Source organism: Nocardia sp. NPDC004711 (genome assembly GCF_053601595.1).
Genome location: NZ_JBSGCB010000006.1, coordinates 218,958 through 244,770 on the forward strand (window position 1 = coordinate 218,958; position 25,813 = coordinate 244,770).

The 25,813-nt window shown below is 67.5% G+C and carries 26 protein-coding genes and 1 pseudogene; 11 read left to right on the forward strand and 16 right to left on the reverse strand.

Annotation, left to right across the window (positions count from 1 at the left end):
* Positions 1–98 precede the first annotated feature (98 nt).
* The 6 genes and pseudogenes from ACWEKS_RS08065 to ACWEKS_RS08090 all read right to left on the reverse strand — a co-directional run.
* Positions 99–528, reverse strand: a pseudogene (locus ACWEKS_RS08065) (ribonuclease H family protein); the annotation flags it as partial.
* Positions 529–538: 10 nt separating this feature from the next.
* Positions 539–1,039 (reverse strand): SRPBCC family protein, encoded by a 501-nt coding sequence (locus ACWEKS_RS08070; RefSeq protein WP_364609136.1) that lies wholly within the window; start codon positions 1,037–1,039, stop codon positions 539–541.
* A gap of 50 nt (positions 1,040–1,089) precedes the next feature.
* Positions 1,090–2,283, reverse strand: coding sequence for an L-2-hydroxyglutarate oxidase (gene lhgO, locus ACWEKS_RS08075; RefSeq protein ID WP_452339396.1), 1,194 nt, complete (start codon positions 2,281–2,283; stop codon positions 1,090–1,092).
* Between the two features lie 10 nt (positions 2,284–2,293).
* Positions 2,294–3,046, reverse strand: coding sequence for a hypothetical protein (locus ACWEKS_RS08080; protein ID WP_452339397.1), 753 nt, complete (start codon positions 3,044–3,046; stop codon positions 2,294–2,296).
* A gap of 431 nt (positions 3,047–3,477) precedes the next feature.
* Complete coding sequence (locus tag ACWEKS_RS08085; protein ID WP_452339398.1) at positions 3,478–4,269, reverse strand: TIGR03084 family metal-binding protein; 792 nt, start codon at positions 4,267–4,269, stop codon at positions 3,478–3,480.
* A gap of 87 nt (positions 4,270–4,356) precedes the next feature.
* On the reverse strand, positions 4,357–5,712 hold the full coding sequence (locus ACWEKS_RS08090; protein ID WP_452339399.1) for a hypothetical protein: 1,356 nt from the start codon (positions 5,710–5,712) through the stop codon (positions 4,357–4,359).
* A 206-nt stretch (positions 5,713–5,918) separates the two neighbouring features.
* Here ACWEKS_RS08090 and ACWEKS_RS08095 point away from each other — a divergent pair, with 206 nt between their 5' ends.
* Positions 5,919–6,992 carry a metallophosphoesterase gene (locus ACWEKS_RS08095; protein ID WP_452339400.1) on the forward strand — a complete coding sequence of 358 codons (1,074 nt, stop codon included), beginning with the start codon at positions 5,919–5,921 and terminating at the stop codon, positions 6,990–6,992.
* Between the two features lie 30 nt (positions 6,993–7,022).
* Here ACWEKS_RS08095 and ACWEKS_RS08100 read toward each other — a convergent pair whose 3' ends face one another.
* From ACWEKS_RS08100 to ACWEKS_RS08120, 5 genes are all read right to left on the reverse strand, one after another.
* Entirely contained in the window at positions 7,023–8,030 is a 1,008-nt protein-coding gene (locus ACWEKS_RS08100) for a zinc-binding dehydrogenase (protein WP_452339401.1), read from the reverse strand.
* Positions 8,031–8,139: 109 nt separating this feature from the next.
* On the reverse strand, positions 8,140–8,979 hold the full coding sequence (locus tag ACWEKS_RS08105; RefSeq protein ID WP_452339402.1) for an alpha/beta fold hydrolase: 840 nt from the start codon (positions 8,977–8,979) through the stop codon (positions 8,140–8,142).
* 53 nt (positions 8,980–9,032) lie between these two features.
* Positions 9,033–9,605, reverse strand: coding sequence for a TetR/AcrR family transcriptional regulator (locus tag ACWEKS_RS08110; RefSeq protein WP_452339403.1), 573 nt, complete (start codon positions 9,603–9,605; stop codon positions 9,033–9,035).
* A complete protein-coding gene (locus ACWEKS_RS08115; RefSeq protein ID WP_452339404.1) occupies positions 9,598–10,449 on the reverse strand; it encodes an alpha/beta fold hydrolase in 852 nt (283 codons plus the stop codon). Before ACWEKS_RS08115 ends, ACWEKS_RS08110 begins: the two co-directional genes overlap by 8 nt.
* 114 nt (positions 10,450–10,563) lie before the next feature.
* Positions 10,564–10,701 (reverse strand): hypothetical protein, encoded by a 138-nt coding sequence (locus tag ACWEKS_RS08120; protein WP_452339433.1) that lies wholly within the window; start codon positions 10,699–10,701, stop codon positions 10,564–10,566.
* Between ACWEKS_RS08120 and ACWEKS_RS08125 the strand changes: the two genes are divergently transcribed.
* Positions 10,696–10,800, forward strand: coding sequence for a hypothetical protein (locus tag ACWEKS_RS08125; protein ID WP_452339432.1), 105 nt, complete (start codon positions 10,696–10,698; stop codon positions 10,798–10,800). The two genes, ACWEKS_RS08120 and ACWEKS_RS08125, sit on opposite strands and share 6 nt — an antisense overlap.
* 31 nt (positions 10,801–10,831) lie before the next feature.
* Here the strand turns inward: ACWEKS_RS08125 and ACWEKS_RS08130 are convergent, their stop codons facing one another.
* Positions 10,832–12,253, reverse strand: coding sequence for an MFS transporter (locus ACWEKS_RS08130; RefSeq protein ID WP_452339405.1), 1,422 nt, complete (start codon positions 12,251–12,253; stop codon positions 10,832–10,834).
* Positions 12,254–12,340: 87 nt separating this feature from the next.
* Between ACWEKS_RS08130 and ACWEKS_RS08135 the strand changes: the two genes are divergently transcribed.
* Positions 12,341–12,913, forward strand: a complete 573-nt coding sequence (locus ACWEKS_RS08135) for a PadR family transcriptional regulator (protein WP_452339406.1) — start codon at positions 12,341–12,343, stop codon at positions 12,911–12,913.
* Positions 12,914–13,054: 141 nt separating this feature from the next.
* Here the strand turns inward: ACWEKS_RS08135 and ACWEKS_RS08140 are convergent, their stop codons facing one another.
* Together ACWEKS_RS08140 and ACWEKS_RS08145 are read right to left on the reverse strand one after the other, a co-directional pair.
* A complete protein-coding gene (locus ACWEKS_RS08140; RefSeq protein WP_452339407.1) occupies positions 13,055–14,818 on the reverse strand; it encodes a sulfatase in 1,764 nt (587 codons plus the stop codon).
* A 113-nt stretch (positions 14,819–14,931) separates the two neighbouring features.
* Entirely contained in the window at positions 14,932–16,221 is a 1,290-nt protein-coding gene (locus ACWEKS_RS08145) for an MFS transporter (RefSeq protein WP_452339408.1), read from the reverse strand.
* A gap of 184 nt (positions 16,222–16,405) precedes the next feature.
* Between ACWEKS_RS08145 and ACWEKS_RS08150 the strand changes: the two genes are divergently transcribed.
* The 5 genes from ACWEKS_RS08150 to ACWEKS_RS08170 all read left to right on the forward strand — a co-directional run bounded on the left by ACWEKS_RS08150 (position 16,406) and on the right by ACWEKS_RS08170 (position 22,104).
* Positions 16,406–17,638: a glycoside hydrolase family 1 protein gene (locus ACWEKS_RS08150; RefSeq protein WP_452339409.1), complete on the forward strand. Its 1,233-nt coding sequence runs from the start codon at positions 16,406–16,408 to the stop codon at positions 17,636–17,638.
* A complete protein-coding gene (locus ACWEKS_RS08155) occupies positions 17,628–18,647 on the forward strand; it encodes a formylglycine-generating enzyme family protein (protein ID WP_452339410.1) in 1,020 nt (339 codons plus the stop codon). The genes ACWEKS_RS08150 and ACWEKS_RS08155 overlap by 11 nt, the downstream gene beginning before the upstream one ends.
* The gene (locus ACWEKS_RS08160; RefSeq protein ID WP_452339411.1) at positions 18,644–20,197 is read left to right on the forward strand and encodes a sulfatase family protein; all 1,554 of its coding nucleotides are present in this window, start codon (positions 18,644–18,646) and stop codon (positions 20,195–20,197) included. The genes ACWEKS_RS08155 and ACWEKS_RS08160 overlap by 4 nt, the downstream gene beginning before the upstream one ends.
* A gap of 387 nt (positions 20,198–20,584) precedes the next feature.
* The gene (locus ACWEKS_RS08165; protein ID WP_452339412.1) at positions 20,585–21,346 is read left to right on the forward strand and encodes a hypothetical protein; all 762 of its coding nucleotides are present in this window, start codon (positions 20,585–20,587) and stop codon (positions 21,344–21,346) included.
* Positions 21,343–22,104, forward strand: a complete 762-nt coding sequence (locus tag ACWEKS_RS08170; RefSeq protein ID WP_452339413.1) for a hypothetical protein — start codon at positions 21,343–21,345, stop codon at positions 22,102–22,104. Before ACWEKS_RS08165 ends, ACWEKS_RS08170 begins: the two co-directional genes overlap by 4 nt.
* A gap of 81 nt (positions 22,105–22,185) precedes the next feature.
* Here the strand turns inward: ACWEKS_RS08170 and ACWEKS_RS08175 are convergent, their stop codons facing one another.
* Positions 22,186–22,743 (reverse strand): TetR/AcrR family transcriptional regulator, encoded by a 558-nt coding sequence (locus ACWEKS_RS08175; RefSeq protein WP_452339414.1) that lies wholly within the window; start codon positions 22,741–22,743, stop codon positions 22,186–22,188.
* 74 nt (positions 22,744–22,817) lie between these two features.
* On the opposite strand from ACWEKS_RS08175, the gene ACWEKS_RS08180 reads away from it, so the two are divergent.
* Positions 22,818–23,780 carry a TauD/TfdA dioxygenase family protein gene (locus ACWEKS_RS08180; RefSeq protein WP_452339415.1) on the forward strand — a complete coding sequence of 321 codons (963 nt, stop codon included), beginning with the start codon at positions 22,818–22,820 and terminating at the stop codon, positions 23,778–23,780.
* Positions 23,781–23,861: 81 nt separating this feature from the next.
* Here ACWEKS_RS08180 and ACWEKS_RS08185 read toward each other — a convergent pair whose 3' ends face one another.
* Complete coding sequence (locus ACWEKS_RS08185; RefSeq protein WP_452339416.1) at positions 23,862–24,749, reverse strand: alpha/beta hydrolase; 888 nt, start codon at positions 24,747–24,749, stop codon at positions 23,862–23,864.
* 154 nt (positions 24,750–24,903) lie between these two features.
* Between ACWEKS_RS08185 and ACWEKS_RS08190 the strand changes: the two genes are divergently transcribed.
* Both ACWEKS_RS08190 and ACWEKS_RS08195 read left to right on the forward strand, forming a co-directional pair.
* Positions 24,904–25,314, forward strand: a complete 411-nt coding sequence (locus tag ACWEKS_RS08190; RefSeq protein WP_452339417.1) for a YidH family protein — start codon at positions 24,904–24,906, stop codon at positions 25,312–25,314.
* The gene (locus tag ACWEKS_RS08195; protein ID WP_452339418.1) at positions 25,311–25,637 is read left to right on the forward strand and encodes a DUF202 domain-containing protein; all 327 of its coding nucleotides are present in this window, start codon (positions 25,311–25,313) and stop codon (positions 25,635–25,637) included. Before ACWEKS_RS08190 ends, ACWEKS_RS08195 begins: the two co-directional genes overlap by 4 nt.
* The last annotated feature ends 176 nt before the right edge of the window (positions 25,638–25,813 follow it).

A 25,813-nucleotide genomic window follows, 5' to 3' on the forward strand; every position in this document is an offset into this window, starting at 1 on the left:
CGGGAGCGGCTCGGTCTTGGGTTCCACGATCGGGATCGGCGCGGTGGGCGGATCGAAGGGCACCGCTTCGTCGCCGTCGGGATCGGTGGCGACACCGGTGGCGGCCACCTTCCGTGCGGCCTGACCGGCCAGCGCGTCCGCCTGCTCGTTGAAGTAGTTGCCGACGTGCCCGCGCACCCAGCGGAACCGGACCGGGCCGGGCCGGGTGGCGATGGCGCGGTCGATCTGCTGGATCAGCTCGAGATTCTTGACCGCCCCGCCGGTGGAGGTCTTCCAGCCATTGGTGCGCCAGCCATGGATCCACTCGGAGGCGCACTTGATGGCATAGAGCGAATCGCTCTCGATGAGCAGGGGTTCGGCGTCCGGATGGGCCCGGACGGCTTCGAGGAGGGCGCGTAGCTCCGCGATCTGATTGGTGCCCGAGGGCGCACCGCCGCTGGCCGCGCCGCCGGCATGATTGACCCAGGCCCAGCCGATCGCGCCGCCCGGGTTGCGCAGGCATGATCCGTCGGTGCTCACGATGATCATGCGGCCTACCCTACGCGATCCGGCCGACAAGATCGGTGCCGTGGAATTCCTCTATCTCCCTGCGCAATTGCGATTCGGTCCGGCGGACGGTGGCCTGCACCATCGCGGCCAGCATCTTCGAGAGCAACTTGCCGGTGAGCCCGCGCGGGGCCCAGTACTCGGTTTCCGAGGTCAGCACCGCGCGGCCGTACCCGAGGGGGTCGAAACGCAGGGTGATGACACAGAAGTTGGAGCATGCCGACGCCGGCTTCCCCTTCCGGCGTCGGCGGAGCGTGTATTCGATGACCGCGTTGCGGCGGTAGTCGGTGATCTCACACTCGATCGTGGGATGCCACAGGCCGACCCGGAGGGTCGCGGCGAAGACGGCTCCGGCACCGTGATCGGAATCCCCGATCGGTTCGAAGGCGACCACGCCGAAGGCCCAGTCCGGCACGAACTGATGGTTGTCCGTGTATGTGAACGCGACTTCCACCGGTGCGCCGACATCACTCGCGTACTTGAAATGGCCCATAGGCTGCTCCCTGTCCCACGGCTGCCTTAAAAGTACTACAGCAATCCTATTTATTGAGCGAACTCGTCCAATCGGTCCGCTATGTACTCGGCGATGGGCAGGGCGGAGGTGGCCGCCGGGGAGGGGGCATTGAGCACGTGAACCGAGCGCGGCGTGTGCTCGAGCAGGAAATCGTGGGCCAGCGCGCCGTCCCGCAGTACCGCCTGGGCGCGGATGCCCGCCTCCCGCGGCAACAGATCGGCGACGGTTAGCTCGGGGCAGTAGCGACGGCATTCGGCCAGGTAGCCGCGCTTGAACAGGGAGTTGCGCATTTCCCGCAGGCCGGTCCGGACATTGGCGGCGGCCACCCGGTGAAAACCGCGGTAGCCCAGGATCTCCCGGGCGTCGCGAATATTCACGCTGCCCTTGCGGTAGCCCTCGCGGGCCAGGCCCAGCACCGCATTGGGCCCGACGGTCAGCGCGCCGTCGATGGTCGGGCTGAGATGGACGCCCAGGAACGGCAGTTCGGGATCGGGGATCGGATAGATCAGGGTGCTCACCAGATCGTTGCGCTCGGGCGGCAACTGGTAGTACTCGCCGCGGAAGGGCACGATGCGCAGATCGATGTCCAGGCCCGCCAGCCGGGCCATCCGGTCCGCCTGCAGGCCCGCGCACACCACCAGCCGCCGGGCCTGCCAGGTGCCGGCCGGACTGGAAACCGTTACCGCTGAATCGGTTTCGGCAATGGCGGTGACCTCCGCACCGAGCACGATCTCACCACCGGCCGTGCGCACCTCCTGCGCCAGGGCCCGGGTCACCCGGCCGTAGTCGATGATGCCGGTGCTCGCCACGAACAGCGCCCCGGCCCCGGTGATGCGCGGCTCCCGCCGCATCAGCTCGGCGGCGTCGAGCAACTCCACCTCGACGCCATTGGCGACGGACCGCTCGTAGAGCGCGAGCATCCGCGCGTGCTCGGCGGTATCGGTGGCCACCAGCAGTTTTCCGCACACCCGGAACGGAATGTCGTGCGCCGCGGCGAATTCCTTGGTGAGCTGCGCGCCGCGTACGCACAGCCGCGCCTTCAGGCTGCCGGGCTCGTAGTAGATGCCCGAGTGGATGACCCCGCTGTTGTGCCCGGTCTGGTGCAGGCCCAGTTGCCCGGCCTTCTCGAGCAGCAGCAGGCTCGCCCCCGGATGGCGTTCGAGCATGCGATGCGCGGTGGCCACCCCGACGATGCCGCCGCCGATCACGCAGTAGTCGTACACACCGGAAGTCTCACACAGCGACAGTGGCCGAGTCTTCCCCTGCCGTGCGGCCGTCCGTCTCGTGTACGTGCGTGTCGGTGGTGTCGTGCGCGGGAGTGCCGGTCGCGGCGGCCGGGACCGGATGGCGCGCGATCTGCAGGCCGTAGTTGCCGATCGCGGGGTCCGACAGGGTCAGTGTCACGTCGCCGCGGCTGTCCACATCGGTGCGCAGCCGGGTAGTGGCGCTCGGATCGCCGTTGATGCCCAGCTGGTGCCCGAGCGGCGTGTTCAGCAGGATATCGGCGAACGTGGCGAAGGCATTGGTGTCGACGGTGAGCGTCGCCGTGTGCTGGGCCGCGGCCACCTGCGCGCCCACGTAGGCGGTGCCGAGCCGGAACTGACCGCCCAGCGGGCGGGGCGCCTCGGCCGCGGTGGCGGCGCCGGTGCCCGGCGTGCTGGCCGGAATCACCTGCACGAGCGTGGGTTCCGTGCCCCGGTTGGTGAAAAGTGAAGTCAGGGCGACCTTCTCGGCGATCGGCTCGGCGGACTGGATGCCCGGCTGATCGGCTCCGCGCGGGCCGAGCTCGACGAGCGCCGGATGGTTGCCCGGCGCGGCCGTGGCGAGTCTGCCCGGCTGCTGGGCCATTTCATTGGCGATGTACGAACCGGCGGCGACGGTCAGCCCGATGCTGGCCATGCTGGCGGTGACAATGGCGCTGTAGCGGAACACCTGGGCCGTACGCCGGGTCGACCGGGCGGCCTGTGTCGCGAGTTGATGCGACATGACTGGTGCGTTCCTTTCCCTCTCCCCTGGCCCCCTGCGCCCGTCCGTCCCCTGGTGTATGGACGGCGCGACGACCCGCACCATTGAAAGTCGTACGCGCGTCCAGGTTACGGTGGCGGCAGGTAACACACGCTCCCGGTGAGACCAGGATCACATCGGAGAAAGGTTGGGCATCAACAGGTTTTCCCCGCCGAAAGACTGGGTAAAGACCTGGTAGCGGCGAGCGCCAACTCGACTGCCATCGAAGAGACCTCCGGCCAATGGCGTCCGGTCGGCACCAGGCACGGCGCACCCAGGCTGGCGCTCGCTCGCTCCTCCTCGGGGAGCAGTGGTGATCTCGAGGGCCGCAGCCCTTGGAAACCCGTTCCGCCGAGAACGAAGCCCCGGTGGGAATTGGGGATTTCTGGTCGGAGGCCGGGATGGGCGGCGGGTCAGTCGAACTGACCCGCCGTTCGGCCGCTTCCGGGGGGACCGGCGAAAGCCTGTGCCAGGCCCAGCCATTCGCGGGCGTCGGCGCCCACCACGTCCAGGCCGAGATCGTCGAGATGCCGGCGCTGGGTGACCAGCTGGCAGAAGTCCAGGGCGGGACCGCTGATTCGCTGTGCGGCCTCGGCCGGGCCCCAGGTCCAGGCGCTGCCGTCGGGCGCGGTCAGTTCGATCCGGAACTCCTCGCCGGGCGCGGTCCGGCCATGCGTCAGGTAGGCGAAGTTGCGGGTCCGCACGCCGATGTGCGCGATATGCCGCAGGCGGGCCGTGGGTTCGCGGGTGACGCCGAGCGTGTCGGCCACGTCGTGCCCGTGCGCCCAGGTCTCCATCAGGCGGGCGGTGACCATGGAGGCCGGGCTCATGGGCGGCCCGAACCACGGCAGCTTGCTGCCCGCCGGAACCGTGCGCAGCGCCTCTACCAGGGTCGCGCGATCCTGCCGCCAGGTCGCGAGCAGTTGCGGCGCAGGGGTTTTCGCGCCCTCCTCGGCGGCTTCGTCGACGAAGGTGAGGGCTTTGGGCAGGGCCGCCTGCACCAGTTTGTCGAACTCGACCGGGTCGGTCGCGGACACCGTGGCGACCTGATCGGTCCAGTTCAGGTGGGCGATCTGATGGGCGATGGTCCAGCCGGCGGCCGGGGTGTCGCGCTGCCAGCCGTCCGGATCCAGGTCCGCGATCAGCCGATCGAGATCGGCGCATTCGGCGGTGAAGTCGGCGAGCAATGCCTCGAGGTCGGCCACCGGGCCAGCATCGCAGCCCCGCCGGAAAAATGCAAGCATGCGTGCTTGATTTCTGGCGGCCCTCGTTCCTGCCGGAAAAAGTGCCGTTCACCAGCCGAAAAGGATCAGATGCACGGCCCCGACCACCAGGCCCAGCGCCGCGCCGTGCAGGTACAGCAGCCACGCGTCCTGCTCGACCGAGGCGTAGAACATCTCCATGAACTCACCGGGCGTGAGCTGCTGCAGCTTGCGGGCCGCGAACTCGTCGATCTTCTTGGCCTGGGCGGCCGCGAATTCCGGATCGTCGGCCAGGCTCGGGGCCAGGCCCACCGCCGCGGAGGTCGCGCCGACCGTCAGATTGTCGAACTGCCGCTTGCCGAAGACCGTCCGCACCACCGAGTGGGTGGGCCCGAGCTGGCGGTGGATCTCCTGCGAGATGAGCCGTTCCAGCAGCTGCCGGGTCTTGTCGCCGTTCGGGCCGTCGAGCAGTTCCCGGGCCAGGTTGGGCAGCGTCAGCACCTGGTAGGCCAGGATATTGGCGAGATCGGCCGCGGCCTCGGGCTGTCGCTTGGCCAGCAGCGCCTGCTTCCACAGGTACCGGTAGCGCGGCTGCGGGTCGCCCGGTTCGAACACCATCTTGATGGCGATGACATTGACGGCCACACCGATGGCCGCGGCCGCGGCCAGGATGATCAGCCACGGCGGAATCCAGCCCAGCACCGGAATGCTCTGGTGCACATGCATATACAGCGCCAGCAGCAGGCCGAAGGGCGCGCCCAGCAGGCCGATGCGCACCATGAACTTCAGTTCCGGCGCGGCGATGGTGGTGGTCAGGTCCTTGAGGATCTCCGGGTTGTCCCGCAGATACCGGATGACGAAGTCCTTGATGTCGATGAGCTGGTCGACATTGTCGCCGAGCTGTTCGAAGGCGCGCCGGGCCAGCGTCGGCAGTTCGCGTTCGATGCGCTGGTAGAGCACATTGCGCACCGACTTGGGTACCGCGCCCCACAGGTCCGGGTTCTCCTTGCTCATGATCTCGTCGACCATCTCCGGCACCTGTTTGCGGCCCACTTCGGCGATGTAGTCGGCAATGCCCTCGAGGTCGAGTTCGCGAATGAAGTCCTTGGGACTGCCGATTCGCATGATGGCCACGTCCACGCAGATGCTGGCCATCTTCTCGGCGCGCGCCGGGATGAAACCCTGGAAGCCGAGCCGCTTTCCGTCGCCGGAGAAGGTGGGCAGCACCTGCACGCGGCGCGGGAGGTAGGGGTAGAGGATCTCCAGGCCGGGCACCCGGAAGCCCTGGAAGTAGACCGGCCAGAACAACATCAGCACGCCGGTCCAGTTGGTGAGCCAGCCGGCGATGGCGCTGAAGATCGGGAAGCTGATCAGATCGACGACGAGTTTGGGCTGGCCGGTCAGCTGTTCCCAGTCGAGGAACAGACCCGAGGCCAGTGTCGTCATAGCAGCGTCCCCCTGTGGCCTAGCTGATGGTGAGAAAACGGACTACCAACACTCTCATCGGTCCGAGGCGCTGTCAAAAGGTCCTGGCCTGGCAGAACGCGTCGTGTCGCGGGGGTGTTGGCAAGGTCATGCCGACGTAGTCTGCGGCGCGTCCCGGAAGTGGGAATACTGGTCAATTGACCAGTGGATACAGGCAGGAGATCAGCATGTCGCTCGACCGTCGTGGGTTTCTGACCGGTACGGCCGCCACGGCCGCCGGGGTCGCCGCGTTCGCGGCCACCGGTGCGCCCGCCCGCGCCGAGAATGCCCCGGCCAACGGCAAATTCCCGCTTCCGGACGCCGACCGCCTGCGCATTCTCGTCACCGGCGACGCGGGCACCGGTGCGCGGCCGCAGTGGCAGGTCGCCGACGCCATGCGGGAACTGCATGCGCGCGAGCCGTTCTCCTTCGCCCTCGGCCTCGGCGACAATGTCTACGAGCAGGGCCCGTGGTCCGACGACGACGCCCAGTTCGCCGCCAAGTTCGAGGATCCCAACCACGACCTCGACTTCCCCTGGCTCATGGTGCAGGGCAATCACGACAACTCCTCGATCCTGCCCGGCGACGGCGGCTGGCTGCTGCGCGGCGATCACGAGGTGGCCTATCACGCGCGCTCGGCCCGCTGGTTCATGCCGTCCCGCTATTACTCGGTGCGGATTCCGCAGGAGCAGCCGGTCGTCGAATTCTTCGTGCTGGACCTCAATCCCATCGCCGCCTACCTGCCGCCGCTCTTCCAGCCCTACTGGGCGGCCGACGGCCAGTTCATGACCGAGCAGGCCGCCTGGCTGGACCGGGCCATCGACGAGTCGCCGGCGAAGTGGAAGATCGCCTGCACCCACCACCCGTACCTCAACAACGGGCCGCACGGAAACGCCGGGGAATACGAGGGATTGAGCATCGAGCCGATCGACGGCCGCTATGTGAAGGACTTCTTCGAGGCGCACGTGCTGGGCCGGTGCCAGTTCCTGCTGTCGGGCCACGACCACTCGCTGCAGGTACTCGAACCCAATGCGGCTGCCAAGGGCACCCGGCAGATCATCTCCGGTGCGGCCGCGAAATCGGTGCACGGCGAACCGTCCCCGGGTGGCAAGCACACCGCCAACGGTGCGCTGTACGAGAACTACACCGACCTCGGCTTCATGGTCCTGGACCTGACCCCCACGTCCGCCGACCTGGGGGTCTACACGGTCGATCTCTCGAACGGCCGGTCCGCCAACGTCTTCCAGCGCCGGCTCGCGTAATCCGCGAACCGTGCCGGGTGCGTGAGCGGCCTAGGGCTTCAGGATGATCCGAATCGGGTTGCCTTCCTTGGATTCCAGGGAGTGCACGGCCTTGGCGGCATCGGCCAGCGGGACCACGGCACTCACGGAGCGGGAGAAGTCGACCCGGTGCAGCCCTTGCAGTTTCACCAGCTGGGTGACGTGCTCGGGCGTGGACCCGTAGTGCCCGCGCAACTGCTGCTGGAAGAAGCTGAAGGCGGTGCCGCCGGTGATGGTGATCGGCTTGTCGGTCAGGCCGACCAGCACCAGGCGGCCCTGCGGCGCCAGGCAGACCACCGCCTGCTCGCGCACCGGCGCCACGCCGGCGAAGTCGAAAGCGGCGTTCAGGCCGGTGCCGGTGGCCTCGAACACCTTGCGCCGCAGGTCCGGATCGGCCGGATCGAAGGCCAGGTCCGCGCCGAAGGACAGCGCCTGCTCCCGGGCGGCGGGCAGCGGATCCACCGCGATGATCGGCGCGGCGCCGACCAGGCGCAGCAGCTGCACCCCGTGCGCGCCCAGCCCGCCGACGCCCCAGACGCCCACGGCCTCACCGGGTTTCACCTCGGCGGTGGCGGTGATGGCCGCCCACGGCGTGGACACCGCGTCGGGAATGAAACAGGCCTGCTCGAACGGCAGGTCGTCCGGAATCGGCACCAGGGTGTCGACCCGCGCCAGGGTGTACTCGGCCCAGCCGCCGTCGTAGTCCACGCCGCGGGTGAAGGTGGCCCCGTTGCGAAGCTCCCCGGCCTGCAGCACTACGCGATCCCCCACCTTCGCGGTGGTCACTCCCGGCCCGAGCGTGTGCACGGTCCCGGCGACCTCGTGCCCGAGCGTCACCGCATCGTCGCGCAGGAACAGCGGCGTCAGCGTGCCGTCGATGAGGTGCACGTCGGAGAGGCACACTCCCGCTGCCTCCACCTTGACCAGCACATGGTCCGGTCCCGGCTCCGGAATCGGCACCTCCTCGAGCTCCAGTCGGCGGTTCGGCCCCAGGTGTAGTCGTGCGGCCAGCATGGTCATCGATGGCTCCTCGCGGTATCCGATTCGGGCGGCCCCGCCCCGGCGCCATGGTAGGCCGCGTCCGCGCCGGCTCGGGCGGTTTGCCCGAACCGCCGAGTCGGTGTGGTGCTCAGCGCACGCTGTCGGCGGGCAGGTGGGCGGTGAGGAATTCGGTGATGATGGCGGTGACGTCGGGGGCGCGTTCGAGCATGGGGACGTGGCCGCAGCCGTCGAGGTAGTCGGCGCGGTCGGGGCGCAGTCGCGCATTGACCGTGCGCCCGGCCGCGGCGGAGAGAACTCGGTTCTGGTTGCCCCAGACGACGCAGATCGGTGGCAAGCCGTCGCGATCGGGCCAATCGTCGAGTGTCGCAAAGGAAGACAGGTCGCGGACCAGGTAGATCAGCGCCCGCGCCGGGAAACCGGACGACAGGGGCGCCACGTACGGGCATTCGCGGTAGGCGCGCCGGGTGGTGAACCAGGATCGGGCGGTGCGGCGGGCGACCCAGCGCGGGGTGTGCCAGCCGCTCAGCTTCCGGGCGGAGTCGTCCGGCAGCGCTCGGGCCAGGCGCGCCGCCTGCCGCCAATCACCGTGCATGGCAGTGGATTCGGTGAGCGGATTGATCGCCACCACCGCCCGGATCTGCTCGGGATGCCGCCGGGCCAGCGTCAGGGCGACGGCCGAACCGACGCAGTTGCCGACCAGTCCGACCTCGGTGAGCTCGTGGTGTTCGATGAACGCGCGGATCAGTTCGGTGTAGCGCTCGAGCGTGTACCCGTCGATGGGCCGGGAGGAGGCGCCGTAACCGGGCAGATCGACCGCGTACACCCGGTATGCACGGGACAGCGCCGCGATCTGGGGCGTCCAGATGAGATGGGAGGACCCGGCGCTGTGCAGCATCACCACCGGCGGACCGGATTCCCCCTGCCGCACATACGCCATTCGGGTGCCGTCGAATGTGAAGTCTTCCATGACACTCCAACACCTTCGTTGCCAGTGTTGGATTCATGGTCCCGCAAACCGGTTCAGCGCGAGCCGATTTCGGTGAGCCCGCGGTCGAGGAAGCGGATCATCCACTCGAAACTGTCCTCGGAGTCGTTGCTCCACTGGAAGCCGTCCGACGCCTGCAGGGTGGCGAAGCCGTGGAAGAGGCAGCGCAGCGTGCGCTGGGCGTGCACCATCTCCTGCTCGCCGACCCCGTAGCCGCGCAGCACCGCCGCCATGGATTCCAGCACCCGAGCACCCGACTGCAGCAGTGGATCATCCGGCCCGGTGAAGGCGGCGCCGACGGTCGCGGTGTACCGGCCCGGATGCTCGACCACGTAGTCGCGGAAGGCGTTCGCGAAGGCGGCCAGGGCCGCACTGCCGGAGAGCCCGTGCATGGCGTCGCGGACCCGCTGGTCGACTTCGGCCATGGCGAGCGCGGCAATGCCGTGCTGCAGGTCGGCCAGGCTCTCGATGTGCTTGTACAGCGAGGGGGTTCGCACCCCGAGCCGCTGTGCGAGGGCCCCGAGCGCCAGATTGCCGAAACCGACCTCGTCGGCGAGGGCGGCCCCCGCGGCGACGACGTCGGTCCGGCTCAAGCCCACCCTAGGCATGATGTTCCTTCAGGAACGGCAGGATCAGCTCGGCCACCCGGTCGGCGGCCTCGAACTGCGGGTAGTGGCCGGTGCCCTCGACCAGGCCCAGGCTGCCCAGTCCGGCCGGCAGGGCGGCGACGATGCGCTGGCCTTCGGCCTCGGGGCTCGGGAAATCCGGGTCGGCGGTGCCCATGATGATGAGCGCGGGCTGGGTCACATTGGCCACCTGGGCTTCCGCGTCCGCGGGGGTCGACTGCCCGGTCTTCATGAATTCGGCGAACCGGCCCGGCTCGCGCAGCTTGGCCGCGACCTCGGCCAGGTACTCGTCGAGGTCGGCGGGCTTGGTCGGGATGGCCACCTTCAGGTACTTCAGCCACTGGCCGAGGCTCTTGAACATCATGGTGCCCATCAGCGGGAGCATGCCGCTGCGGTGGCGGGAGTTGGTGAAGAGCGCTGCGATGTCGGCCTTCTGGGTCAGCGTGAACGGGTTGATCTCCACAATGGCCCGCACCAGGTCCGGCCGCTGCGCCGCCGCGATGGTGGCCGACCCGCCCGAGAGCGAGTGGCCCACCACGATGGCCGGTCCGCCGCCCAGCTTCTCGATGACCGCCAGCAGATCATTGGCGACATCGGTGCGGCTGATGGCCTCCTTGCCGGTGACCGACGCCCAGCCCATGCTCGACTCGCCGTGGCCGCGCATATCGGTGTTGACGACCCGGTACCCGGCCGCCGCCAGCAGCGGCATCAGGTGCCGGTAGGCATTGCGATCGACCCCCATGCCGTGCGACAGCACGACCAGCGGGCCCTCACCCATCTCGTCGTAAGCGATCCGGCCACCGTCGATGTCCACGTACTGCGTCATGGTCTTTCACTCTCCAGGAGTAGCTAACTGCGATAGCCATAAAGCTAATCGCTTTAGCTGAAGCCGTCAACCCCTATCCGGAAAATCGGTCCGGCCGGCGTGGCGCACCGCGTTCTAGCGGTCGGCCGCGGTCCGCAGGTTGGCCAGCCAGGCCTCCAGTCCGGCGCCCAGGAACCGGGTCGAGGTCGGCACATCGCCGCCGATCTCCCCCCGGCCGCCCGCCGCGCCCTGTCCTTCTGGACCCGCCTGCACGGCGTCCTCTCCCTCGAACTCGCCGGCCACTTCAACGGCATGGATTTCGACCCCGCCCACCTCTTCGCCGCCGAGCTCGACTCCCTGACAGCGCGCTGACCAGCACGTATCACGCAGTTCCCGATTCCGATCAGCGACTCGGGACGTCCGCGATGCCGGGGTCCTCGTGGGCGACGGCGTCGCATGGTTGTGGTGCCGGTGGATCGGTGGCGAATTCGTTCGAATGTCTGTGCACGGCTTCGGATTCCTGAATGTAGGGCCGGTACATCACGAACATGAACAGGGCGTTGACGAACGTCACTGCCACGACAACATAGAGAAGGGTGGCTTGCAGGCCGATGCGGTCGCCGAGGTAGCCGATGATCAGTGTGCTGATCGCCCAACCGGCTGATTCTGCAGCGATCATCAGTGAGAACGCCGCGCTGCGGAGTTCGGGCGCGGTGACCGCGATGAGGATCGGGCGGTTGCAGCCGGGAATGAAGCCCTGCGTGAGTCCAACGACTGTGAAGATGGCGCCGTAGATCCATAGCTCGTGCCAGGGAACCTGGGTTCCGAGTGCAGCGGCGGCGGCCCACAGCGCCACCGCGGACTGCCACAGCGCGAGTCGGCCGGTGCGAGGCAGTACCCGCTGGAAGTAGTCACCGAGAAACCCGCCCAGCACAGTGCCGAGCAGATACGACAACATCGAGAATGGCGCGATCAATGCGGCATCGGCATTGCTGAATCCGCGGGTGCTGACCAGGAACACGACGCCGAAACTCATGAAGGCCAGCTGGGTGTTGAACAGCCGTTGCACCAGGATCAGACGCAAGGTGCGGCCGGCCAGCAGTTGCCGTGCATGCGACAACCCCAGCCTTGTTTCCGGGATGGCCGGCCCGTCGGTTGCGCCGATACGAGGGTCTTCGAAGAAGCGCCACACCAGCAGCCCGGCTGCCACGGTGATGGCTCCGGCGGCGAAGAAGCCGTAGCGCCAGCCGTCGTCCACACGCGAGAGTTGACCCAGCGCCGGCGCAACGAGTGCGCCGAGCACCGCGGCGCCTCCGTAGAGCAGTCCGGCGGCGCGGCCGCGGTGGCTGTCGTCGAACAGGTCGGCGAGCATGCCGTTCACCAGCGGCCCGCCGGCGGCGAAGCCGATGGCTGCGATGGTGTACAGCACCAGAAGCTGAGTGAAGTTCTGCGCCAGTCCGGCGGCGCAGGACCACAGACCCCATAGTCCGCAGGTTGTCACCAGGATGGTTTTGCGCCCGAATCGCTGGGCGACCAGGACCCAGACCGGCCCGAAGATCATCGTGACGATCTTGCTGATCGCCACCAGCACACCCAACGCCGACAGCGGCAGACCCAGTGCGGTTCTGATGGCCGGGAACAGGGTGGAGACCACGGCGGCTTCGCTGTTGTCCATGCTGATCAGCCCGCTGAGCAGGGCCAGTTGCCGCCAGCGGCGCGGGGAGCCGGGCACGCCGAGGTCGGCGGATGCCGCCGAGGCGGGAGAAGAGGTCATGAGAGAGGCCGGCCAGATCGCATGGTCCAGCCCGTCGATGACTCCATGCAACGCTCCTCGGGTGTCCGTGTATTAGACTAGTGGCATACGAGAGTACTCAACAAATGGAATACTTGCTATAGGTGAGAGGGCTTGCCGATGAAGCTCGAGTTGCTGTTGCTCGGAGTGCTGGGCATGGTCCCGGCGACCGGCTACGACTTGAAGAAGTTCTTCGACACTCATGGGCGGTTCATGCGCTCCAATACCCAGATGAGTCAGGTGTATCGCGCGTTGTCACGGCTCGCCGACGAGGGTTTGGTCACCTACGAGGTCCAGGAGCGGCCCGGACCGCAGGACGCGAAGACATATCATCTGACCGCCGAAGGAATGACGGTCTTTCTGGATTGGCTCACCGGTCCCTACAACCCGCCGACGAAGTTCACCGATCCGGAGTTCCTGGCCCGGATGAGCTTCTCGGGATTCATGACCAGGGAACAGCTACTACGGCTGGTCGAGACCGAACTTGCCGCGCGCCGTGACCAAGTGGCCCGCTTCCGCGATCGCGATCGAACCCTGCCGCAGGTATCGGAGTTCCCCTTCGACCGTGACCTGGGCATCGCCATGACAGAGCAGCTGCACAGGTGGGGAGCCGAGGACATCGATATCCACATCGCCCGCCTGGAGGCGTTCCGGGACGATCTGCGGGCGGGCCGGTTCCCGGCGGGCAGTTGAGCGATGTTCGGCGAGCCCGGGCCGGGCCGCGTCGATCGAGGTTCGGCGCTCGAGCACCCGCCGACCGCCGCCGTGTTGGCGACGGCGTTGTCGCGGGTGCTCGAGCGTGTCAGCGGCCGGATCCGTGACCGCAGCGATGCCTCACAGTGTCGCCAGCTCGTCGGCGAGGGTGTGCAGTACCGGAGCCGAGACCAGGGTTGTCGAGATCGCGGCCAGGTCGAGCAAGGCCAGTGGGCCCAGGAACTGCAGCATTTCGGTATTGGTGACGGCGGGCACATGGCGCCGCAGCACCTCGCACGCCGAGGGGTCGTCGAGCAACGCCTGCAGCGGGGTGTGCACCGACAGCCGGCTGGTCGGGAAGTCGGCCGCGTTCGGCAGCGGGGTCGCCGCCAGTTCGGCCTGGGCGCGTTGCTCGCCGGCCAGCAGGTGCTGCGCGCCGACCGGGCCGTCGGCGGGCAGGCCCAGCCGCGCGAACTGTGACGGCGGTGCGTCGGTGGCGCGCATCGCCTCCACGAGCAGGCCCGCCATCCGTGTCTCCACCTCGTCGTCGACGAGCGGGCGCTGCTGGTGGGGGTCGGTGGCCAGGTCGAACAGCAGGGTCCCGTGCGAGTAGGGATTGATCAATGCGCCCGCGTTGGTGCGCAGGGTGCGCAGGCCCTTGGTGAAGGTGAACGGCTCGGCCAGCTCTGCCTCGCGCAGCTCGTCGATGCCGAATCGGCCCTTCATGTGGGTGGGCATCAGCGTGTGCTCGTGCAGGGGCGTGTTGTCCGGCGCCGATGGCGCCCGCATGTAGACGTAGCGGCCGTCGGTGACGTTCACGTGCCCGCCATGAATACCGAACAGAGCCGCGGTGCGCACAGGTGTGTCGGCGGCGGTGGGAAGTGGGGAGCCCTGCATGTCCGGTGGGATCGGCACACCGAAATAGTCCAGCAGTGTCGGCGCCAGATCGATGGTCTGAACCAGCGCGCGACGATGCTCGCCGCGCGCAGCGGTGCGGGGATCCCATACGAACAGCGGCAGGTGGACCAGCTCGTTGTACCAGGGCTGTACCGACTTGCCCCACCATCCCCGTTCTCCCAGCAGGAAGCCGTGATCGGTGTTGACGATCAGCAGGGTGTCGTCCCAGAGGTCCAGCTCGTCCATCATGTCCAGCACCCGCCCCAGGGAACGGTCGCACATGGACAACAGGGCGGCGTACTCGAAGCGCGCGTGCGCGACCTGCTCGTCGGTTTCGACGACACGCTTGTAGTCCGGCCAGTCGAAGTGCGGGCCCGAATACTCGTGCGGGTACAGGTCCTTGTAGCGCTGGTGGCTGAAGAACGGTTCATGCGGATCGAAGGTCTCGATCTGGACGAACCAGCGATCGGAGGCGGCATTGGTCTGGATGAACTCCAGTCCGGCGTCGAAGGTCAGCGTCTGCGGATGGCGGTCCTCGGTGGCCATGTGCGCGCGGTTGACCCAGTCCTGGCGAAAGCCCCCGTATCGCATCTTCTTGAGGTTCTCCGGGATCTCCGGATCCTCGACCTGCCCCTTCCATGGATCACCCTCCTGGCCTCGGAAGAACTCCCAGGTGCTGTAGCGGTTGTGGTAGGTGGCGCCGCCGTCCTCCCAGTAGTGGTAGTGATCGCTGGCCAGATGTGTGTGGACGCCGTTCTGCTTCAACAGTTCCGGCATCGAGTCGTCGAACGGCTCGAGCGGCCCCCAGCTCCGATGCAGGAAGTTGTAGCGACCGGTGTGGATTTCGCGTCGCGCCGGCATGCACGGCATCGAGCCGGCATAGGCGTTGTCGAAGGTCACGGCCCGTTGTGCCAGTCGCGTGAAGTTCGGGGCATGGGTCCAGTCGCAACCGTAGGGCGGCAGCATCCGGCGGTTGAGGCTGTCGAACATCACCATGATCGCCTTCACTGGCGCTCTCCTCTCCCGCACGCGAGGTGCGGAGCTGTGTGTCGTGGGTGTTCCATCCAGAGTATTCCACTTGTGTCATAGTCGCCACTGTGGGTTGCCGATACCCCGGGGCATCAGGGCACTTTGATCGGCAGCACCGCGAATGCCCCTACCACCCCGATCGCCGCGACGGTGACATACAGGGCGGCGTAGCCGCCGAAGCAGCCCACGACGGCTGCGGCGAGCGCAGGGGCTATCGCATTGGGCAGGGCGGAAGCGATGTTGAGGATGCCCAGATCCTTGGCTGCACCGGAGCGCTGATCGGGTAGCACCTGAGTGGCCAGCGCCTGGTCCACCGAGATGAAGATGCCGAAGCCGATCGACAGTACGGCGAACGAGACCACGATTCCCGTCACCGTGGCGGTGAGGGCGGGTATCAGCGCCGCCGCGGCGACCACCAGGCCGCCGGCGAGCACGATGGGCTTTCGGCGGCCGATACGGTCGGAGACCATCCCCGAGAGTGCGACGGCCAGAACGAATCCGGGCGCACACACCAGCGCGATCATGGGGGTGAGATTCGTGGCCTGGTCACGACTGAGTCCGATGTAGTCCTGCAACACGTACAGCTGGAACGTGTGGATCATGGCGTAGCCCCCGAACAGCAGGAACCGGCCCGCGAAGACCCAGAAGAAGTCGGGGTGGCGTGCCGGGCTGACCCACAACCCTTTCAACGATGACCGGGTGGTACTCGCGCCTTCCGCGGCGGCGGCTCGGTTGTCGGTATCGGGATTGCGGAGGATGAACGCGATCGTGATCGCCAGCAGCAGTGTCGCGGTGACCGCGTAACCGAGCGGGATTCTGGTCGCGAACCTCGACCCGATCACCGGCACGAGCATGCCCCCCGCGATGGTCCCCAGTCCGAACAGGGAGGAGTAGCGGCCACGCCGGTCGACCGGGATGCGATCGGGCTGGATCGCCGACAGCGGCCCGGCGAGGGTGTGGAACCCGATGTGCACCAGCACGGCCGAGGCGAGCAGCCACGGCACCGACTGCGACATACCGGTTGCCACCAGGGCCGGAGCGCCGATGGCGGCACCGATGAGCAGCCATGGCGTGCGCGCGCCGTGGCGGGTCCGGGTGCGGTCGGACATGATGCCGACCAGCGGCTGGACCGCGATGGAGACGACGGCGACGACCGTGTGGACCAGGGCGAGCTTCTCGAGTTTGTGCACCGGATCCAGGGTCTGGACCTGCAGTGCCGAGAAATAGGCGGTGATACCGAACGCGAGTTGCGGCACCGCTGCGGTGAACGGCGCCCAGACGAAGAGTCGGCGCAGCCGCGCGGGCGAGGGCGGGGCCGGGGCCGGGGTCGCGTCGGCGTCGGGGTCGGGGTCGGTGGGTTGAGCGGGGGCCGGGTGGTTCATTCGGTTCCTCGGGATCGGTGCGGGAAGCGGGATCAGTTGACGTCCTATATGACTAGTGCCATAGTGAGAGAGTACTCAACTAGTGGAATGCCCGGCGCGGGATTCGCCGATGGTGCGCACCGCATGCGCATCCACGGAGGTCTGAAAAACCTTTCACCGCAAGGGAACTCATCGAGGAGGCGACATGGCGCGACTCGCGCGCGGATTCCTGTGGGGGGCTGCGACTTCTCCGCACCAGACCGAGGGCAACAACCTCAACAGTGACTGGTGGCTACAGGAGAACGGCGTGGGGTCGTTCCTGCCCGAACGAAGCGGAGACGCGGTGGACAGCTATCACCGCTACCGCGAGGACATGACGTTGCTCGCCGACGCCGGGCTCAATGCCTATCGGTTCGGTGTCGAGTGGGCACGCATCGAGCCGGAGCCGGGAAAGTTCTCGCGCGCGGAGCTCGATCACTATCGGCGCATGATCGATACCGCGATCGAACTGGGTCTCACCCCGGTGGTCACCCTGCACCACTTCACCAATCCGCGGTGGTTCGCCGAGGCGGGCGGCTGGGTCGGCCGGGACGCGGTGGATCGATTCGCCGACTACGTCACTGCCGTGTCGCCCTTGCTCACCGACGTCGAGTGGGTATGCACCATCAACGAATCCAACATGGTCGCGGTGATGGCGGATGTTCGTCGCAGCCTGACCGAGATGGACTCCGAGGTGCTGGCGCGACTCGCCGCCGGCGAACTGCCCGCCCCGAGTGCGGAAATCGGCACGACCCTCATCGCCGCGCACCACGCCGCGCGGGAGATCCTGCGGGCGAACACCCGCGCCGCGGTCGGATGGTCCGTCGCCCAGCAAGCGTTCACCGCGGAACCCGGCTGTGAAGCACAACTGGCGGCGGCCAACTGGATATGGGAGGACATGTACCTTGCCGCGGCCATCGACGACGACTTCATCGGCACGCAGAACTACACCAGTCGCAGCGTCGGTCCCGACGGCCCGCGCCCGCACCCGCAGTACCCGGACAACACCCTCACCGGGTGGGCCTACCGCCCGGACGCACTGGGGCTCGCGGTCCGGCACGCCTGGACCGTCACGGCGGGTACGCCGGTGCTGGTCACCGAGAACGGCATCGCCACCGCCGCTGACGACCGCCGCATTGCCTTCACCACCGAGGCGCTGAGCGGGCTGCATGCCGCCCTCGACGACGGCGTCGATGTGCGGGGCTATCTGCACTGGTCGGCCCTGGACAACTACGAATGGGGCCGATGGGACCCGACATTCGGGCTGATCGCCGTCGACCGCGATACCTTCGCCCGAACCCCCAAAGCCAGCCTCGCCTGGCTCGGCGACCTGGCGCGAGCCAACCGGCTGCCAGAAGTCGCGACACCCGCCGAGTCGGGTTCCACTCATGGCCGGTGACGGCGGCCACGGCCAGTGCTGCGCTCCGGCCCGCACGCCCGAGCCGCGCAGGCCGGCCGCTCTGGCGGCACCCGTGGCAGATCCGGTCCATCTCCAACCCGACCGGCTGTTGCTGAGCCGTCAGATGATCGCCCTGCCCGGCGGCCTGTTCCAGATGGGCACCGACGATCGTCTGGGCTATCGCAATGACGGTGAGGGACCCGTGCGCGAGGTGCGTCTGGCTCCCTTTCTGATCGACGCCTGCGCGGTGTCGAATGCGCGCTTCGCCGAGTTCGTCGCGGCGACCGGATATCGGACCGAGGCCGAGGAGATCGGCTGGTCGTATGTGTTCTCCGGCTTTCTCGCGGCCGCGCTGCGTCGCGGCGCGCAGCGGCCGGAGCGGACGCCCTGGTGGTGTGGCGTCGACGGTGCGAGTTGGGATCGCCCCGAGGGCCCGGGCAGTGACCTGCAGGGCCGCGATCAGCATCCGGTGGTCCACATCTCCTGGAACGACGCCCTCGCCTTCTGCCGATGGTCGGGTACCCGGCTGCCCACCGAGGCCGAATGGGAATACGCCGCGCGCGGCGGGCTGCAGCAGGCCCGCTACCCCTGGGGCGACGACCTCGACCCCGACGGTGAATACCGGTGCAACATCTGGCGCGGCAGCTTTCCCGCCCGCAATACTGCCGCAGACGGCTACCGCGGCACTGCACCGGTGAACGCGTTCGCTCCCAACGGATTCGGTCTCTACAACACGTGCGGCAACGTGTGGGAATGGTGCGCCGACTGGTGGAGCACCGATCACGGCGGCGGCCCGCTGGTCGACCCGACCGGACCGATCACGGGCGACGCCAAGGTGATTCGCGGCGGCTCCCACATGTGTCACGACTCCTACTGCTTCCGGTATCGGGTGGCTGCCCGATCGGCCAACACCCCCGACAGTTCCGCGGGGCACACCGGATTCCGCTGTGCCCGTTCGCTACCGGTATCCGAGACCTCCGTGACCCCTCGCAGTGGAAAGACCTCATGAAGATCATCTACGTCGACGTCGACACCCTCCGCCCCGACCACACCGGCCCCTACGGCTACCGCCGTGACATCACACCGAACCTCGACGCCATGGCGGCGGACTCGGTGCGCTTCGACCGCTACTACTGCTCCGATTCCCCATGCCTGCCCTCGCGGACGGCGTTGACCAGCGGGCAGTTCGGCATCACGACCGGAGTCATCGGCCACGCCGGCAGCGGCGCGCGCTATCGCATGGATACCGGCCACGGACCGCAGCTGGGCCGGCCGCTGCTGGGCCAGTACCTCTCGTTCTGCGGGTACTACACCGCGGCGATCTCCAGCTTCGCCGAACGCCACCGCGCGCACTTCTTTCTGGCCAACTTCCGCGAATCCCTGCGCGCCACACCCGGTTTCGGTGACGAACCCGCCGACGAAGTGACCGACGCGGCCATCGCCTGGATCACCGAGCATCGCGACGAGCCCAACTGGTACCTGCACCTGACCTACTGGGACCCCCACACCGACTACACACAGGACCCGCAGTGGAATGAACGCGCTGCGGCGGCCGGTCCCGCACCGGAGTGGCCCGACCAGGCCGCGATCGACGAACACCAGGACATCTATGGCCCTCGCACCGCCCGTGACCTGCACTACGCGTGGGTACCGCGCAACACTCCGGTACCGCACAACATGCCCGATCGCATCGCCGACCGCGCCGACTTCGAACACCTGATCAACGGTTACGACGGCGGAATCATGTTCTGGGACAGCCAGTTCGGCCGCCTCCGCGCCGCCATCGCCGAACTCGGCCTGACCGAGGACATCGCCCTGATCGTCAGCGCCGACCACGGTGAATCCTTCGGTGAGCAAGGCTCCTACGCCGAACACGGACTCGCCAACGAGGCCGTGCACCGGCTGCCGATGATCATCTACTGGCCGGGCGTGACCGACCGTGCCGACCGCCGCAGCAGCGATGCGTTGCTCTACAACATCGACTACGCACCCACCCTGTGCGAACTGCTGGGACTGCCGATCCCGGACAAGTGGCAGGGCCGCTCCTTCGCCGCGGCCGTGCGCGGTGAACCGATGGGATCCCGCGACTATCTGGTCTGGGGCCACGGCGCGCACACCTACCAGCGAGCGGTACGGACCAGAGATCACCTCTACATCCGCACCTACCACCCAGGATGCTTCAAAGCCGAATGGGAATCGCTGTTCGACGTCACCGCCGACCCGCACCTGACCGCCAACCTGATCACCGACGAACCGCAACTCGCCGACTCGATGCGGTCGAAACTGCAGCAGTGGTGGGACTTCTATGCCGGCACCCCCGGCGCCCTCCCCGATCCGATGCAGACGAGCCTGCAGAACGGCCCGACTCTGTACAACGACCCTGGCGATTACATCCAGCACCTGCGCGACACCGGCCGCGACGACCAGGCCGACGATCTGCACGAAAGGCTGCACCCGAGCAATGGCGCAATCGGCGCCTCCTGGACCGCGGAGGGTCCGCTGATGCCTCCCGAACAAAGGGAAATTCTGAAAGCGTACGCCGCCCGAAATAACTCATGATGCTGTGAAGTGCATTCGAGGAAAATGCCTCCACTGAAAGTGGAGGTGGAAACTTCATAATCGGAGATATGATCGGAATTTTCGTTCATTGGTGATATCTCCCGCTTCTGGAAGCGTTCTGACCTGGTCAGATCGTTCTCTTGGTGGAACGCCGCATGCCTTTCGGTATGCGGCTGCTTCCATTTCTCCAACGCCTTGGAATGGGCGCTTGAAATAGCTTCTGAAATTTCTGAGAATTGCCTGAATAAACCACGGGTGTGACGTAGCCTACTTTCTAGCGCGCGCTGATCATGGATCAGCTGTCCATGATCACGTTCATGCCCGCATTTGTGTCCGCGCCCCTGCTCGTGGCCAGATGCCGGCATTTCTCAGAGAGCAATGAAATACATGACACCTCGACAAGGACTGTGCGTAACCGCGCTGGTCGCAACCATGTCTGTCGCCGCGGTGGCGACCGCCGCCGCCGAGCCGATGTCCCCCCTCCCCGCTGGGGCGCCCGAGAGCACGGAAACGATCGCCACGGCGCTGCACTATCACGCTGACCTGGATGCCAATGCGGTGGTGGCGTCGGTCGCGACGGGCGGATTCACCGTCGACCAGAACACCGGCCAGGCCATCCTTCGCGATGCGGCCGGGACGGCTCGGGACTCGGCGCCACTGAGTTTCGTCATGGACGGGCAGCGATACCCCATCGACGCCGCGATCTCCGCGGACGGGCGGCAGCTTCGACTGACTCCGCAGCTGCCGGACGGGTGGGTGCCGCCCACGGTGCTGCAGCCGGTCGCCTCCCCGCTCGAGAACCAGCTCGCGATGAACGACGTACTCAACTCGGTGAGCTTCGGACTGTCGGCCGGCAGCCTGATCGGCACTGTCATCGGTGCGGTCGTCGGGGTCGGTGCCGGACTCGCGATCTCCGGCGCCTCGTGCGTGGTGTTGTCCATCGGATGCGTTCTGGCGGTCGTCCCCATCGTCACCATGCTCGGTGGCGCCGGGGGACTCGCCGGTCTGGTCCTCGGCGGTGCGCCGGGCCTGATCAACGGACTGTGGAACTACTACACGACGCTGCAGGCCGCACCCGGGGCCAGTAAATACGCAGACCAGATTCCGGCGTTCCAGAAGCCCGCGCCCGCCGCGGAGGCCACCCGATGATCGTGCGACAACGAGCGTTCACCGCCGTGGCCGCGGGCGGCATCGCGATCGCCTGCGCCGCGGCCGCACCACAGGCGATTGCCGATATCGACGCCGCCGCGGCAGGGGAGACCGAGTTCCGGACCGAGGTCTCCCAGGGCTGGGCTGTCACGACCATCGACGCCGGCCGCTTCCAGGCCGACCAGGATGGCGCGGCGATCACCGTCCTCGACGCCGCCGGGCAACCGGCAGCCCGGATCCCGCTCGCCTTCGCACTCGACAACCGCACATACGAGATACAGCCCCAGATATCGGCCGACGGCCGGACCCTGTCCCTGCTGCCCGATATCGCCGGCGCCCAGCCGATCGCTTCGCCACTGGAGAACCAGCTCGCCCTGGACGACGGTCAGAGCAAACTCGGTCTCGCCATGGCGCTCGGGCCGCTGGCCGGGGCGATCGGGGGCGCGGTCATCGGTGTCGTCGTAGCGGTGGTCTCCTGTGCCGTGTTGACCATCGGCTGCCTTCTCACCGGTTTGCCGATCATCGGCGTGTTCGCCGGCGCAGGCGGTCTGGCGGGAACGATCCTCGGCGGCGGCGCAGCAGCCGCCTACGCCGTATGGAATTACCTCGACACCCTGTCCAAGGCACCGGGCGACAGCCGGTACGCCAAGGACGGCGAAGGCACCAATGCCGCCGGTGTGCCCGACAGCCATCTGCGCATACCCAGACTGGCCACCGGGTCCGGCGGCGGCAGCAGCAGTGGGAGCGGGAAGAGGTGACCAGCGCGGTGTGACGGCGTAGTCAGCCTTCGATCACCGGGTCACGTGCCCGGTGATCGAAGGCTGATTCGCGCGACCTTGTCACGGCTCGGGGATGAGGATCGTGCGCGCACGCTCATCTGTGGCTACCTGCAACTGCTCCGGTGTGAGCTCGTCCAGCCCGGCGGCGTTGCGCAGGAACGGCCCGAACAGTTGCCAGCCGAGCTCGAGGGCGGCCGCATGCGCGGCCGCCAGGGCGGCGTCTGCCGGCGTGTCGTGATGCTGCTGTGCCAACCGGAGCAGCCGGTTCATCACGGGGAATCGATGCTGCAGCTCGCCGACCGGATATCCGTCGAGCAGGCAGCGTGCGATCACCGTCCAGTGCAGGCTCAACTGAACGTCGGTCGAGGAGAGCTCGCGGTCGGCGGAGGCGGCTCCCAGATGGTCGAGAACCTCTGCGACGAGTTTGTCCTTGGTGCCGAAATGCCGGAAAACCAGGCCGTGATTGACCCCCGCCCGCTCGGCGATGTCGCGGATCGATGTCGATGCCGGGCCATGCTCGGCGAACAACGCTGTCGCACTGTCGAGGACCGCCGCGACGATGGCCTCCCGGCCTTGCGGGGGTGTCTTGCGAGAAGTTGTTGCCTCGGGCGTAGTCACTCGACTACAGTAGCGCAAGCTGACTGTAGTCGAGTGACTACATATCTGTCGGCAGCCATGAGGAGGCATGCGAAATGCGCGACAACACTGTCGTCGTCGACAAGGACCCTGGTGCTGACGTTGGGGTCAGGCCCGTGCAGATTCCCGGGTCGCCGCTGATCAGCGGACCGTTCACGCATCTGGCCGCTGAGCGTGATCGCCTGGCGGGACTGCGCTGGCAGAACTTCGACGTCCACCAGGTCGGGTCGACGCTGGGCGCCTTCATCAGCGGGATCGACCTCCGCGTCGAGCTGGCCGACGAGGTCGTCGCCGACCTGCGCCAGGCACTGCTCGACTACAAGGTGCTGTTCTTCCGGGATCAGCCGATCACACCCGACCAGCATGTGGCTTTCGCGCGCCGATTCGGCGATCTCGAAATCCATCCCTTCATCCCCGCCAACACCGGCCGGCCCGAATTGGTGCGATTCGAGAAGAGCGCTCAGGTCGCGGGGTTCGAGAACACCTGGCATCACGATGTCACGTGGCGGGACACACCGTCGAAGGGTGCGATCCTGCACGCGATCGAGGTGCCGCCCGTGGGCGGCGACACCTTGTTCTCCGACATGTACGCCGCCTACGACTCGCTGGATTCCGATATCCGCGCCGAGATCGAAGAGCTCACCGCGGTTCACGACTTCACCCGCGCCTTCGGGCATGCCTTGTCCGAGGATCAGCGGGAGCAGATGCGGGCCAAGCATCCCGAGGTTCACCACCCGTTGGTATGCACCCATTCCCAGACCGGACGCAAGCATCTCTACGTCAATCGGATCTTCGTGGAGCGGATCACGGGCCTGAGCCCCGAGGCCGGCAGCGCGCTGCTGGATCGGCTGTGCCGGCAGGCCGACTACCCCGAGCATCAGGTGCGGCTGCAGTGGGAACCGGACACCATCGCGTTCTGGGACAACCGGGCGGTTCAGCACTACGCCTCGAGCGACTACTGGCCGCAGATCCGTGTGATGGAGCGCGCCTCGATCATCGGAGACCGTCCGCAGCGGTGACCTCCGTGACGGCGCCGGCACCTTCGGCTGTCGGCGCCGTCGCTCGGCTACGAACTCTGGGCGCCCGCGAATGCTGTGTGCTCAGTGGCCGGAGGTGCCCTGGCCGTTGTCGGAGACCTGGAGCTGGTCCGACAGGAAATCCAGGGTCGGGCCGAGGGCCTCGTCGCTGTAGGCGACCGCGTGACGCTTCCCGGGCACGACCCGGGTATCCACCGGCGTGCCGTCGGCCCGGAGCCGGGCAGCGAACTCGGTCATCTGGTCGACCGGCATCAGTTCGTCGCTGGAGTTGAACAACATGACCGGTGGGTTGCCCGCGGAGGTGTGCAGTGCAGGCGATGCGGCACGTGCGCGTTGTGTGCAGTCCGCGGTGCCCGGGACGCATCCCAGATACGTGATCGCGGCTACGGCCGACATCAGTGACGCCCGCGGTGTGGCCGAATCGGTCAGGTCGTAGGGGCCTGACCAACCCACCACGGCCGCCAGCGGGGCGCCGTCGGTGATCACGGCCTGCATCAGCAGATGCGCTCCGGCCGAGGTTCCCAGCCCACCCAGGCGGTCCGGGTCGACACCGTAATCGGCGGCATGCGTGCGGATGTGCGTGATGGCCGCTTCGACGTCCTGGTACTCACGCGGATCTCGTGGTGCGGACAGGTCGTAGTCGATGTCGAAGACGACGAAGCCCCGCTGAGCCGCAGTATGTGCGGCGTTGTCCAGCAGCGACCGGTCGCCACGGACCCACGCGCCGCCGTGGACGAAGATCAGCCCGGCCCGGGGCTGCCCGCTCTCGTCGCGGCCCTCGGGGCGGTAGACGGTCATCGCCTCGGGACCGTGGGTGGTGGAGTAGACGCTGTCCTCGGCCGGCACCCCGGGGGCCGGTGCCGGTGGCTGCGCCGTGGCACCCGGCATGCTCGCGGAACCCAGTAGCAGGGCCGCCAGGGTGGTGTATCCGATCAGCTTCGCCTTCGGCATGGCCATCATCTCCAGATCTCGGGTTGGCTTGTGACTGCCGTCGCCGGTGTCGGCGGGCAACTATCTACAGATGATGACACTAGTGTCATAATATTGCGTTCCACTAGTGGCATTCAATTTGATTCCTGGATCGCAGGGACGGAGCACGATCACGATGTCCACCGCCGGTAAGGACCACCCTTCGAGCCGCTGCAGCGTCGATGCCGGCACCGGGCCGCCACCGGCTGTCGCTGATGTCAGCGGTCCGATCGACTACCGGTTCAGCCTCGCCAACGAGCGCACATTCCTGGCATGGATCCGCACCGCACTGGGACTGCTGGCCGGTGGTGTCGCTGTGCAAACGCTTACCCAGCAGTTGCCCAACGCCGGGTTCCGGCGAGCGATCACCGCGGCGTGTGCCGCCCAGGCAGTGCTGATCGCCGCGGCGGCCCACCGGCACTGGCGGCAGGCCGAGATCGCCATGCACCGCGGCGAAGCCCTGCCGCCACCGGCTCTGATGCCCTTCCTCGCCGTGGCAGTCGCGATCGTCGCGATCCTCACCACCACTGCGGTGCTGGTGTCGTGACAGCTCGAGCGTCGCACTGGCCCCCCGATCCGGGGCTGGCCGTCGAGCGCACCGCACTCGCGTGGCGGCGAACCGCGCTCTCGTCGGCCGTCGCGCTCGCGGCATCGGTGCACATGGCCCTCACTGTGGCGCCGGGCCCGCTCTCGGCTTGTGCGAGCGCTGCCGCCGCAGCGTTGATGGTCGCAGTGATCGCGGCCTGCGCCCGTCGACGGGGCCGGCAACTGCGGCGGCGGCAGCCGCGCGGTATCGGCACGCTCACCCTCGCTGTCGCGACGACTGCCGGCCTCGCCGCCCTCGTCACCGCTCTCACCGCGATGCGGTGAGGACATCCTCATGAGCTGGCCGGTCCGACCGTCGGGCGGCGACATGCCGTATGGGTCACCTGTGCGCGGGGTCCCCGCAAAAGTGCGAATTCACCACCTTGATATTCCACTTGTGTCATACTTCACCACTCAACTTGTGGAGTAGTTGAGTTCGTCGAGACGACATCAGCGCGATT